Source organism: Herbaspirillum sp. UBA812 (assembly GCF_002296545.1).
GTDB lineage: Bacteria > Pseudomonadota > Gammaproteobacteria > Burkholderiales > Burkholderiaceae_D > Herbaspirillum > Herbaspirillum huttiense.
The window spans coordinates 65,209-77,313 of record NZ_DBIC01000257.1 but is presented as its reverse complement, the minus strand read 5'-3'; the positions used below and the strand labels follow the sequence as shown (position 1 = coordinate 77,313).

Here is a 12,105-nt window from a genome sequence, read left to right as displayed (position 1 = left end):
GTGCGCTTACTTGGTGGCCAGGCCGACCCGCGCGATTCCCTGTTTCTTGGCTTCCGAGATGACTTGCACCACGTCGTCGTACTTGATTTCCTTGTCGGCCGAAATCATCACCGCCAGGTCCGGATTGTCCTCATGCAGCTTTCGCAGGCGTTCCGACAGGTCGGTCTTGCCGGTCACGGTCTCGGCCTTCTTGCCGCCGCTCTTGGGGCCGTTGATGCGGATGGTGGCCTGGGCGTTGGGCTTCAGGGCGATCTCGATGTAATCCGACGGCGGTTGCGTGGACTTGCCCGCCGTGGGCAGGTTGATCACGCTGGGATTGGTGATGGGCGTGGCCACCATGAAGATGATGAGCAGCACCAGCATCACGTCGATGTAGGGCACGACGTTGATCTCGGACTTGAACTTGCGGGGACGGCCCCCGCGCATCGATGAGCCAGCCATTAGCGTGCCTGACGTTGCAAGATGTTGGAGAACTCTTCGATGAAGCTCTCGAAGCGGATCGCCAGACGGTCGATGTCGTGCGAATAGCGGTTGTAGGCCACCACCGCCGGAATCGCCGCGAACAGGCCGATGGCCGTGGCGATCAGGGCTTCGGCAATGCCGGGTGCAACCGCAGCCAGGGTGGCCTGCTGCACGTTGGCCAGGCCACGGAAGGCGTTCATGATGCCCCACACGGTACCGAACAGGCCCACATACGGGGACACCGAACCGACCGAGGCCAGGAAGGCCAGGTGCGATTCCAGCGCATCCATCTCGCGCTGGTAGGCGGCGCGCATGGCGCGGCGGGCACCGTCGAGCAGCAGGGCGGGTTCGACCGCACCGCCACGCGCGGCCACCGACGCCTTGGCCTTGGTGAATTCACCCATGCCGGCCTGGAAGATACGCTCCAGCGCGCCACCGGCACCGGCCTTGCGGCGGTTGGACAGGGCATCCTGGTACAGCGCCGACAGGTTGCCGCCGGACCAGAAGACGCGTTCGAATTCCTCGGTCTGCACACGCGCCGAGCGGATGGTGAACATCTTGCGGAAGATGTAGGTCCAGCTGATGATCGAGGCCGACAGCAGCAGCAACATCACGAGTTGCACCAGGACGGACGCGTTGGCGATCAGTGAAATGAAGGACAGGTCTTGTGTGACGTTCATGGGAAAGTGTGGCGGCTTGAAGGCGGCGTTGGGGTAAGGAGGCTAGGTTAAAAATCTGTTGTTTTGTGTGAACGTTCAGTGAGGCGGTGACGCTATATGAAACGGTACGAAACAAAAGACGGCAAATGTGCAGAGAAGTTTTCCATGGCGCAGATTGTCCCAACCGACGGGAATGTGTCGCCACAAGGCGACAGTCCCAGCACCATAAAGGCCCGGATGAGCTTTTCCGTTGACATCATGTGGCCTTCTTGATGCGATTCAGCAAATCGTCAGGAATCGGACGCGGCCGGAAAGTGGCCTGGTCCACACAGACTACGGTGATGCTGCCTCGTGCCAGCAGACGCGGTGCGCTGCCATCGGGGCCTGCGCTACCTGAGCCGTCCCCCGACGGCAGGCGCCAGGCCTCCTGGATGAATTGCATGGAGGCATTTCGAAATTTTTCGACCACTACGGTCAGGCGGAGTTCATCGTCCAGCCGGGCGGGCGAGAGATAGTCGACGCTGGTGTTCTTGACCACGAAGATGGCACCGGTGGTCTCGGCGAGGTGCTGTTGCTGGAAACCGAAGGAGCGCAGCCATTCGGTGCGGGCGCGCTCAAAGAACTTCAGATAGTTGGCGTAGAAGACCACGCCTCCGGTGTCAGTATCTTCGTAATAGACCCGGATCTTCCAGTCGAATGGACTACTGGCGGCACTCATATGCTTCTTGTTATTGGGAAATCTGCTGTGGCAGGGGAGAAAGAATCAGGAAATCAGGAAAAGTGAACCAGGAAATCCATCGCAGTCCGCGATGATGCCGTCAGGCAAGCGAACGAATTGACGGCCGCTCGCTGCCTGCAGAACTTGTCCATCAGCCAAGGTCGGGCGAGGATGGCGTTCTTGCGGTGCCAGGGCACCTTCGGCAAAAACGCCATTCTACTCCATCCCTTACTGTTTGCGCTTGATGTTGAAGGGGCTGAAGCCCTGGCAGGTCGGCATCAGTTCCATGTAATTGATGTTCACATGGGCGGGCATGGTGGCGACCCAGAAGGCGGCTTCCGCGATGTCTTCGGCCGTCAGCGGGGTGGTTCCTTCATAGACCTTCGCCGCCGCGCCATCGTCGCCCTTGAAGCGCACGTTGGAGAACTCGGTGCCGCCGCACAGGCCAGGCGCCAGGTTGGTGGCGCGCACGCCGGTACCGACCAGGTCGGCGCGCAGGTTCAGGGTGAACTGGTCGACGAAGGCCTTGGTGGCACCGTAGACGTTGCCGCCCGGATAGGGATAAGCACCGGCCACCGAGCCCAGGTTGATGATGGTGCCGCTGCCGCGCTTGACCATCTCCGGCAGCAGGGCGTGGGTGATGGTGACCAGGCCCTTGACGTTGGTGTCGATCATGGTTTCCCAGTCCGACAGCGCCACTTCGTGGGCCGGGCCCAGGCCCAGCGCCAGGCCGGCGTTGTTGACCAGCACGTCGACCTGCTTCCACTCGCCCGACAGGCTCTCCAGGCCGGCCTTGATCGATTCCTTGCTGGTCACGTCCAGCACCAGGGGCAGCACCTTGTCGGCACCCAGTTCCTTGACCAGGTCATCCAGGCGCTCCTTGCGGCGACCGGCCGCGATCACCTTGTGACCGTTGCCGGCAAATTTGCGCGCCATGGCGGCACCGAAGCCTGCGGTTGCTCCTGTAATCAACACGACCATCTCTTGATTCTCCTGTTGTGTGGCGATGAGACCGGCGCCGGGCAGGGAAACTGGATAAAGCTTCACACCGGCGATCCGGAAGTAAAAACGAAAGAAGCGAAATTGTAGCCCAAAGCCGCTTTTTACGAGGATGGGCTCGCTTTTTTCGGGTTTTTTCCAGCTTTTTCTTTCATATCGGCTCTGGAGCGGGGCTGTTGCGCGGCCACCATGGTTCTTGCCCAAATCGCCCCGTTTCACTACAATGCGCTCACCATTTCGTCTCACGTGACTGGCGAAACGCCGGGTAAAACCGGCCAAGATGGGGATCCATCGGGAAGCGTGAGATTTCAACAGCCGTGCGCCTGGGCAGCCGAATGGACAGTACGACTGAGGCTGCCCGCAATCCCATTCCATTTTTCCGGCCCTCATTCGATTTCGGAAGTCGAGCCCCCGGCATGTCCGCATGCTGCCGGTGACGCGATCTTCGGCCCCAGCTCATCAATTTGGAGAAAAGCCATGTTTGACAAGAACCAGACTCTCGCGAAAGTCGATCCCGACCTGTGGTCTGCCATCCAGAAGGAAAACACCCGCCAGCAGGATCACATTGAGCTGATCGCGTCTGAAAACTACACCTCGCCGGCCGTCATGGAAGCGCAAGGTTCGCAGCTGACCAACAAGTACGCCGAAGGCTATCCGGGCAAGCGCTACTACGGTGGCTGTGAATTCGTGGACGTGGCCGAGCAGCTGGCCATCGACCGCCTGAAGGCCCTGTTCGGCGCCGAAGCCGCCAACGTGCAACCCAACTCCGGTTCCCAGGCCAATCAGGGCGTGTTCTTCGCCATGTTGAAGCCGGGTGACACCATCATGGGCATGTCGCTGGCAGAAGGCGGCCACCTGACCCACGGCATGGCACTGAACATGTCGGGCAAGTGGTTCAACGTGGTTTCCTACGGCCTGAACGACAAGGAAGAAATCGACTACGACGCCATGGAACGCCTGGCCCGCGAGAAGAAGCCCAAGCTGATCATCGCTGGCGCTTCGGCTTACTCGCTGCGCATCGATTTCGAGCGCTTCGCCAAGATCGCCAAGGAAGTCGGTGCCTACTTCATGGTGGACATGGCCCACTACGCCGGCCTGATCGCTGCAGGCGTGTACCCGAACCCGGTGCCCTTCGCCGACTTCGTCACCTCGACCACCCACAAGTCCCTGCGCGGTCCGCGCGGTGGCGTGATCCTGATGAAGGCCGAGCATGAGAAGGCCATCAACTCGGCCATCTTCCCGGGTATCCAGGGCGGCCCGCTGATGCACGTCATCGCGGCCAAGGCCGTGGCCTTCAAGGAAGCAGCTTCGCCGGAATTCAAGGCGTATCAGCAGCAAGTGGTGAAGAACGCCGACGTGCTGGCCAAGACCCTGATCAAGCGCGGCCTGCGCATCGTTTCCGGCGGCACCGAGTCGCACGTGATGCTGGTGGACCTGCGTCCCAAGGGCCTGACCGGCAAGGAAGCCGAAGCCATTCTGGGTTCGGCCCACATGACCTGCAACAAGAACGGCATCCCCAACGATCCGGAAAAGCCATTCGTGACCTCCGGCATCCGCCTGGGCAGCCCGGCCATGACCACCCGTGGTTTCAAGGAAGCCGAAGCTGAAAAGGTCGGCAACCTGATCGCCGACGTGCTGGACAACCCGCACGATGCCGCCACCATCGAGCGCGTCAAGGCCGAAGTGAAGAAGCTGACCGAGGCCTTCCCGGTCTACGGCTGATTGACGACGGAAATGCCGGCCCGTTGTGGGCCGGCGTGAAGTTTTCTGCCAAAAAGCGGAAACTGCACCTGTCGTAGAAGTTGTTCCGGACGGCGCCCGTTACTGCGGGCGCCGTCGCTTATTTGGACCGGCCGGTTTGCCCTCGCATACGATGGCCGGGCCGGCCTGGGGATGCAACACTGTGGTGCTTTCCATGGCGTGGCCGGCGCATCATCGAAGTACCGGGCCCCGGCCCTCATTGTCCAGCTCAATCCAACTACTGCCTCACTGCCACCATGAAGTGCCCATTCTGCAATCACGAAGATACCCCGGTGCTGGATACGCGCCTGTCCGAGGACGGCCATTCCATTCGCCGCCGCCGCCGCTGCGGCAATTGCGACAAGCGCTTCACGACTTACGAGCGCATCGAGCTGACCATGCCGGTGATCGTCAAGAAGAATGGCAGCCGTACTGACTTCGATCCGGCCAAGCTGCGCGGCAGCCTGATGCTGGCGCTGCGCAAGCGCCCGGTATCGGCCGAGGCGGTCGATATGGCCATCCAGAGCATCCAGGACAAGCTGCTGCAAAGCGGCGAGCGCGAGGTGATGTCGGGGCAGGTCGGGGAACTGGTGATGCGCGAACTGAAGCGCCTGGACAAGATCGCCTATATCCGCTTTGCCTCGGTCTACAAGAGTTTCGAGGACGTGACCGAATTTCAGGATGTGATCGATGAAGTGGGACTGGAGCGCAAGGGCGCGAAGAAACGCGAGAGCTGAGTGAGGCGAAGAGGAGGGGCTGCTTGCTCCTCCATCACGCCAGCAAACACGCATAACAAAGAGGCATTGCAAGCAGGCATCAAACAAGTATCAAAAAGGCATAAAAAAACGGCTGCGAATGCAGCCGTTTTTCTTCAATCCAAGTCCCGCCTGTGCCGCTGTGCCGGCATCCTGAACCTGACGGTTCAAGTTGGCTGCGGTAGTTCAATTTCGGGTTCATCGGACTAGCGACGCTCACGCCCATCGAACAATCCCACAGCCTATGCTCGTAAATGGTTCAAGGAATATATGGCAATCGCGAACACGGCAGGAGTACGAAGTCTAACCGATTCATCTTCGTCCTCCAAGAACTTCCTCAAAAATAAGCCGACGATTTTGTAACCGGATTTTCTTCACCGGAAGTGCTTGGTCCGGGAAAGCAAAATGGCTGCGCAAGGCAGCCATTTTCTCAAGCACGCGTAAAGAATTTCCGCGTGTCAGCATGGCGCTGACAGCGCACTCAAAACAGTTTTTCCTGCGGTGCTAGCGCCTGGTCCACCACCTCGGTGATGGCGGCAATCTGCTGCTGCCATTGCGCAATGGTCAGGCCGGCGAAGGGACCTTCAGCACGTTGCATGCTCAGCAACTCGGCAGCGATGCCCAGTCCGGCCATCACGGCGATGCGGTCGGTGCCCTTGATGCGGCCGGCGTCGCGGATGGCGCGCATCTTCTGGTCGAGATAGGCCACGGCATGATGCAGCGCGGCCTGTTCGCCTTCCTGGCAGGCCAGCGTATAGGACTGGCCCATGATCATGGCATTGATCTGGATGGTGGTCATGCGGCCTCCTCACCGGCGGCAGCCGCTTCTTCTTCCACTTCGGCCACGGGCAGTTGCGCCAGCACGGCGGAGACGCGCTGGTAAGCCTGGTCCACGCGGGAGGCGAGGGTGGTGTTGTCTTCGGAGAGCAGTTTGACTTTCCGGCGCAGCTCGGCATTTTCTTCGCGCAGGCCTTGTGCCAGCTTGGCGAGCTGAGTGACTTTTTCAGCCAGTTGCAGGAATTCGGAACTCATGTGTTGATTTGTTCGCAGGGATGGGATGACGCCGGCCGGCGTCAACGTATGTCAGAGATGTTCAGGATCACAACGTCTCAATCGCACAATTATAAGCGCATTGCCACGCCACCTGAACAAGAACGGCCGCACGGAGCGGCCGGATGGGTTTGGTCAGCGGTCAGCGCCTTTGGTTCCCCTGCGCCAGGCCGATCGCCTATTCGCTGCGCCGCGTCGCCTGGCCGTGCATGCGCATGTAGCCCTGTTGCAGGACGAAGTTGTCGAAGGCCGTCAGCAGCGGATGATATTTCTCGCTGTTGCGTTCCAGCTGCATGAGCGCGTAGCCGGTTGCTTCCAGCGTGGCCAGCTGTTCGGGCTTGTGCGACTTGCGGATGGTGTAGCGCGAGGTCGGGGTATCGATCAGCATCATGCGCGGCAGGGTTTGCAGGATCGGGTTTTCGAACAGCATCTTGCGGCTCTTGCGCCAGGTACCGTCGATGATCACCAGGCGCACGCGCTTGAGCGTCTCTTGTTTGTCCACCATCATGGTGCGCGCATCGAAGTAGCGGGTCTCGGGCGTGCAGACATCGTCCGTGTACAACAGCACCGGATGCACCGGTTCGGTCGAAGAGACGCCGCGCAGGCGGGATGGTGCATGCATCATTGCGTGCAGTTCCTCGGCATCAAATACCGAGCCGACCACCAGCTTGCTGTAGGGCAGGCTCAGGTGCAGCAGCCGCACGCTGTTCTTGGCATTGCTCACTTCCAGCGGATGCTGAAGGATCAGCACATCGACGGCATGATCGATGGGAGAGGTCCAGTGGCAGATGCAAGCCGTCAGCGCGCGTTGGCAGATGGGGCAGAGCAGTCTGCGGGCCAATTGTTGATCGTGGTTGGAAACCAAAATGTTCAGCCTTCTGTAGTTAGCGATGGTCATCCGGCGCAACGGGAAGCCGGTGAACCAGCGTGCGCCGCGCGATCCTTCATGAACCCGTTCACCGTGGGCCGTAGATTGGACTCAGTACTGCTGTCCGTCAATCGACATAAAGCGAAGAAATTCTCGATTTTTGCGGAAATGTGGTTGGCATTTTGCCGATTTGCGTTTGCAGCCCTTGCACTGGCCTGCCGCGTGAGAGATGCTGGAAAGCTTTGCAAAAGACCAAGCCCGAAGCCCGGCGAGGCGGCCTCTGCGGCGGCCTTCGCGGGTGTTTCATACCTTCAGGAAATCTTCCCGTCCGCCAAGCCAGCGGGCCAGATGGCGATCCACGATATCGGGCGTATGCTGCAGGAGTGCCTGCGCCGTATCGCGCGCTTTTTCCACCAGCCACTGGTCGGTGGCCAGATCGGCAAAACGCAGCATGGCCTCACCGGATTGTCTTGCGCCCAGGAACTCACCCGGCCCGCGAATATCGAGGTCGCGCCGTGCGATCTCGAAGCCGTCGGTAGTCTCGCGCATGGTCGCCAGGCGCTGCTTGGCGGTGCCGCCGAGGGGGCCTTGATACAGCAGCAGGCACACGCTGGCTGCCGAGCCCCGCCCCACGCGTCCGCGCAACTGGTGCAGCTGCGACAGGCCAAAACGCTCGGCATGTTCGATCACCATCAGCGAGGCATTGGGCACGTCCACACCGACTTCGATGACGGTGGTCGCCACCAGCAGGTGGATGGCCCCCCGGCTGAAGCCTTCCATGACGATCTGTTTTTCCACCGGTTTCATGCGGCCGTGCACCAGGCCGATCTGCAGGTCCGGCAGCGCGGCCGAGAGGGCTGCATGAGTGTCGGTCGCAGTCTGCAACTGCAAGGCCTCGGATTCCTCGATCAGCGGGCAGACCCAGTAGATCTGCTTGCCTTCCAGCGCCGCCGCATGCACCCGTTCAATGACTTCATCGCGGCGGTTCTGGTCGATCACGCGGGTGACGATAGGCGAGCGGCCTGGCGGCAGTTCATCGATCACCGAGACTTCGAGATCGGCGTAATAGGTCATCGCCAGCGTACGCGGGATGGGGGTGGCCGACATCATCAGCTGGTGCGGCACGGCAGCCGCTTCGCGGTCGGCCGGATTGAAGCTCTTGTTGCGCAGGGCCAGACGCTGGCCCACGCCGAAGCGGTGTTGCTCATCGACGATCACCAGGCCCAGGTTCTCGAATTGCACCGTGTCCTGGATCAGCGCGTGGGTACCGATGACCAGGCGCGCCGCACCGGATTCGATGTGGGCCAGGGCTTCGGTCTTTTCCTTTTTTTTCTGGCTGCCGGAGAGCCAGGCCACGCCGACATTGAGCGGTTCCATCCAGGCCGCGATCTTGCGGAAATGCTGTTCGGCCAGGATTTCGGTCGGTGCCATCAGCACCGCCTGGCAACCGCTGTCGATGGCCTGGGCGGCGGCCAGCGCGGCCACCACCGTCTTGCCGCTGCCCACATCGCCCTGCAGCAGGCGCTGCATGGGGAAGGACTGGCGCAGGTCGGCGCGAATCTCTTCGAGAACGCGCTGCTGGGCACCGGTCAGCTGGAAGGGCAGGACCTTGGTCAGTTCCTCGGTGATGCGCCCGGTGACCGGCAAGGCGCGTGAGGTCTTGGCGCGGCGCGCGGCCTGGGCGCGCTTTAGCGAGAGCTGCTGGGCCAGCAATTCATCGAACTTCATGCGGATCCAGGCGGGATGGGAACGTTCGATCAGGGCATGCTCATCCACGTCCGGCGGCGGATTGTGCAGCAGCCGCACGGACGGTTCGAAGCCGGCCAGGTTCAGGGTCTCCAGCATCGAAGGCGGCAGCGTATCGCTCCAGTCCAGTCGGCTCATGGCATTGGCGATGGCCTTGCGCAGATAGGCCTGGGAGAGGCCTTCGCCAGCCGGATAGACGGGCGTGAGGACATCGGGCAGCGGAGCGCCTTCGTTGACCACCTTGTAAGAGGGATGGACCATCTCGGCGCCGAAGAAACCATGCCGCAATTCGCCGCGCACCCGCACCCGGGTGCCTTCGGCCAGCTGCTTGGTCTGGCTGCCGTAGAAATTGATGAAGCGCAGGGTCAACTGCCCGCTGTCGTCGCCGACTGTCACGATCAACTGCCGGCGCGGGCGGAACTGCACGTCGCAGGCAGTGACCACGCCTTCGACTTGCACCGTCTGCAGGCCCCGCATGGAGGCCTCGGCGATGCTCATGAGGGTGGTTTCATCCTCATAGCGCAGCGGCAGGTGCAGCACCAGGTCCATGTCATTGTGCAGGCCCAGCTTGGCCAGCTTGTTTTCGGGCTTGGCAGCAGGCTTTGCGGCGGCTTTGGCAGCGGGAGCCGCTTTTTTCTTCGAGGCCGGCGGGGTGGTTTTCTTCGCGGTAGCGGGCATGCGGTCGGCGTTGTATGGACGGAGGGCCATTGTGGCTAGTCGCACGCGCATATGGGAAAAACGCGCAGACAGCGTAAAATAACGGGTTACGCTATTTTACTGTGAATATTTACAGTATCAATCCCGCCGGCAACACTTCTTGCCCGGGAAGTGCCCCGGCACCGGGCCATTTGGCCATGTTGGCTGCCGTGCGCATCGCCTCCACCCATATTTTGCAAGCATGTACTCTCTTTCCGACTTCGATTTCGAGCTCCCCCCCGAGCTCATCGCCCAGACCCCGCTGGCAGAGCGCAGCGCTTCGCGCCTGCTTCAGGTGCAGGGTGCACAACTGACCGACCGCCGCTTCTCCGACATCGTCGAGCTGCTGCAGCCCGGCGACCTGCTGGTCTTCAACGATACCCGCGTCATCAAGGCGCGCCTGTTCGGTGTGAAGGAAACCGGCGGCAAGATCGAGGCCCTGGTCGAGCGCATCCTCGATCCGCGCACCGTCCACGCTCAGGTACGCGCCTCCAAGTCGCCGCCACCAGGTACCCGCATCCGCCTGGCCGATGCCTTCGATGTCACCGTAGGTGAACGTTTCGGCGAATTCTTCACCCTGCATTTCCCCGCCGATGCCTTCGAGTTGCTGGAGCAATACGGCAGCCTGCCACTGCCGCCCTACATCGACCACGAGGCCGATGCCTATGACGAGACGCGCTACCAGACCGTCTACGCCAAGGAACCCGGTGCCGTCGCTGCACCGACCGCCGGCCTGCACTTCGATGAAGCCCTGCTGCAGCAACTCGCCGCCCGTGGCGTCAAGCAAGCCTTCGTGACCCTGCACGTGGGCGCCGGCACCTTCCAGCCGGTGCGGGTGGAAGACCTGTCGCAGCACAAGATGCACAGCGAGTGGTACACCATCTCGCCCGAGACGGTAGAGGCCGTGCGTGCCACCAAGGCCGCCGGAGGCCGTGTCATCGCGGTGGGGACCACCAGCATGCGCGCCCTGGAGTCCGGCTCGCAGAGCGGCCAGCTCCAGGCCGGCAGCGATGACACCCAGCTCTTCATCACGCCCGGCTACACCTTCAAGACCGTCGACCAGCTGGTGACCAACTTCCACCTGCCCAAGTCGACCCTGCTGATGCTGGTGTCAGCCTTCGCCGGCTATGAACACATCCGTGCGGCCTATGCGCACGCCATTGCACAGCAATACCGTTTCTTCAGCTATGGCGATGCCATGCTGCTGACCCGTACCTGAGAAACCCGGAAAGAAAACAGAGAGCACCATGCTGGAATTTACCCTGCTGAAAACCGACGGAAAGGCCCGCCGCGGCCGCGTCAAACTGAACCACGGCACCGTCGAGACGCCCATCTTCATGCCGGTGGGCACCTATGGTTCGGTCAAGGCCATGTCGCCGCTGGAACTGAAGGAAATCAACGCCCAGATCATCCTCGGCAATACCTTTCACCTGTGGCTGCGCCCGGGACTGGAAGTGGTCAGCAAGTTCGGCGGCCTGCACAAGTTCATCGGCTGGGACAAGCCCATCCTGACCGACTCCGGCGGCTTCCAGGTATTTTCGCTGGGCGAGATGCGCAAGATCACGGAAGAGGGCGTGCACTTTGCTTCACCCATCAACGGTGACCGCCTGTTCCTCTCGCCGGAGATCTCGATGCAGATCCAGCGCGTGCTCAATTCGGACATCGTCATGCAGTTCGATGAATGCACGCCTTATGAGATCGATGGCCGTCCCGCCACTCGCGAAGAAGCCGGCAAATCCATGCGCATGTCGCTGCGCTGGGCCAAGCGTTCCAAGGATGAATTCGATCGCGGCGAAAATCCGAACGCGCTCTTCGGCATCGTCCAGGGCGGCATGTTCGAAGGCCTGCGCGATGAATCGCTGGCCGGCCTGGAAGAACTGGGCTTCGATGGTTTCGCCATCGGCGGCCTGTCGGTGGGCGAGCCCAAGGAAGACATGATGCGCGTGCTGGAACACGTCGGCCCGCGCCTGCCGGCCGACAAGCCGCACTACCTGATGGGCGTGGGTACGCCGGAAGACCTGGTGGAAGGCGTCTCCAACGGCGTGGACATGTTCGACTGCGTCATGCCGACCCGCAATGCGCGCAATGGCTGGATCTTCACGCGCTATGGCGACGTCAAGATCAAGAACGCCAAGTACAAGAACGACGACCGTCCCTTCGACGAGAGCTGCGACTGCTACGCCTGCAAGAACTTCTCGCGCGCCTACCTGCACCACCTGCATCGCGCCGGTGAAATCCTGGGTGCCCGCATGAACACCGTGCACAACCTGCACTACTACCTGCAACTGATGCAGGAGATGCGCGACGCCATCGACGCCGGCACCTTCCAGGACTTCGTCAAGAAATTCAAGGAAGACCGCGCACGCGGCGTGGACTGATCCATTGATGCGTCAATCCGCTGATGTGTTGGTG

At 61.4% G+C, this 12,105-nt stretch carries 12 protein-coding genes, 1 other RNA gene and 1 riboswitch; of the genes, 4 read left to right on the top strand and 9 right to left on the bottom strand.

Annotated elements, in window-relative coordinates; translation table 11 throughout:
- Window positions 1–6 precede the first annotated feature (6 nt).
- From B3873_RS17095 to B3873_RS17080, 4 genes are all read right to left on the bottom strand, one after another.
- The gene (locus B3873_RS17095) at window positions 7–441 is read right to left on the bottom strand and encodes a biopolymer transporter ExbD (protein WP_039788988.1); all 435 of its coding nucleotides are present in this window, start codon (window positions 439–441) and stop codon (window positions 7–9) included.
- On the bottom strand, window positions 441–1,142 hold the full coding sequence (tolQ, locus tag B3873_RS17090) for a protein TolQ (RefSeq protein WP_039788986.1): 702 nt from the start codon (window positions 1,140–1,142) through the stop codon (window positions 441–443). Before tolQ ends, B3873_RS17095 begins: the two co-directional genes overlap by 1 nt.
- 235 nt (window positions 1,143–1,377) lie before the next feature.
- The gene (locus tag B3873_RS17085) at window positions 1,378–1,839 is read right to left on the bottom strand and encodes a tol-pal system-associated acyl-CoA thioesterase (protein WP_286867474.1); all 462 of its coding nucleotides are present in this window, start codon (window positions 1,837–1,839) and stop codon (window positions 1,378–1,380) included.
- A 228-nt stretch (window positions 1,840–2,067) separates the two neighbouring features.
- Window positions 2,068–2,820: an SDR family oxidoreductase gene (locus tag B3873_RS17080; protein ID WP_039788983.1), complete on the bottom strand. Its 753-nt coding sequence runs from the start codon at window positions 2,818–2,820 to the stop codon at window positions 2,068–2,070.
- Window positions 2,821–3,074: 254 nt separating this feature from the next.
- A riboswitch (ZMP/ZTP riboswitch) is annotated at window positions 3,075–3,174 on the top strand.
- Between the two features lie 141 nt (window positions 3,175–3,315).
- Here B3873_RS17080 and glyA point away from each other — a divergent pair.
- Together glyA and nrdR are read left to right on the top strand one after the other, a co-directional pair.
- Window positions 3,316–4,560, top strand: a complete 1,245-nt coding sequence (gene glyA, locus B3873_RS17075; protein ID WP_154132635.1) for a serine hydroxymethyltransferase — start codon at window positions 3,316–3,318, stop codon at window positions 4,558–4,560.
- A gap of 275 nt (window positions 4,561–4,835) precedes the next feature.
- Window positions 4,836–5,315, top strand: coding sequence for a transcriptional regulator NrdR (nrdR, locus tag B3873_RS17070; RefSeq protein ID WP_121037869.1), 480 nt, complete (start codon window positions 4,836–4,838; stop codon window positions 5,313–5,315).
- Window positions 5,316–5,454: 139 nt separating this feature from the next.
- On the opposite strand, the gene ssrS is transcribed toward nrdR, so the two are convergent.
- The 5 genes from ssrS to recG form a co-directional block, all read right to left on the bottom strand.
- A non-coding RNA gene (ssrS, locus tag B3873_RS17065) (6S RNA) lies at window positions 5,455–5,631 on the bottom strand.
- A 183-nt stretch (window positions 5,632–5,814) separates the two neighbouring features.
- Window positions 5,815–6,132, bottom strand: coding sequence for a cell division protein ZapA (locus tag B3873_RS17060; protein WP_121037871.1), 318 nt, complete (start codon window positions 6,130–6,132; stop codon window positions 5,815–5,817).
- Window positions 6,129–6,365, bottom strand: coding sequence for a hypothetical protein (locus tag B3873_RS17055; RefSeq protein WP_034330350.1), 237 nt, complete (start codon window positions 6,363–6,365; stop codon window positions 6,129–6,131). Before B3873_RS17055 ends, B3873_RS17060 begins: the two co-directional genes overlap by 4 nt.
- 196 nt (window positions 6,366–6,561) lie before the next feature.
- Window positions 6,562–7,248, bottom strand: coding sequence for a tRNA-uridine aminocarboxypropyltransferase (locus tag B3873_RS17050; RefSeq protein WP_039789792.1), 687 nt, complete (start codon window positions 7,246–7,248; stop codon window positions 6,562–6,564).
- Between the two features lie 306 nt (window positions 7,249–7,554).
- Window positions 7,555–9,675, bottom strand: a complete 2,121-nt coding sequence (gene recG / locus B3873_RS17045) for an ATP-dependent DNA helicase RecG (RefSeq protein WP_286867512.1) — start codon at window positions 9,673–9,675, stop codon at window positions 7,555–7,557.
- A gap of 220 nt (window positions 9,676–9,895) precedes the next feature.
- On the opposite strand from recG, the gene queA reads away from it, so the two are divergent.
- Window positions 9,896–10,912, top strand: coding sequence for a tRNA preQ1(34) S-adenosylmethionine ribosyltransferase-isomerase QueA (queA, locus tag B3873_RS17040; RefSeq protein WP_039788976.1), 1,017 nt, complete (start codon window positions 9,896–9,898; stop codon window positions 10,910–10,912).
- 28 nt (window positions 10,913–10,940) lie between these two features.
- Window positions 10,941–12,071 (top strand): tRNA guanosine(34) transglycosylase Tgt, encoded by a 1,131-nt coding sequence (tgt, locus tag B3873_RS17035; protein WP_039788974.1) that lies wholly within the window; start codon window positions 10,941–10,943, stop codon window positions 12,069–12,071.
- The last annotated feature ends 34 nt before the right edge of the window (window positions 12,072–12,105 follow it).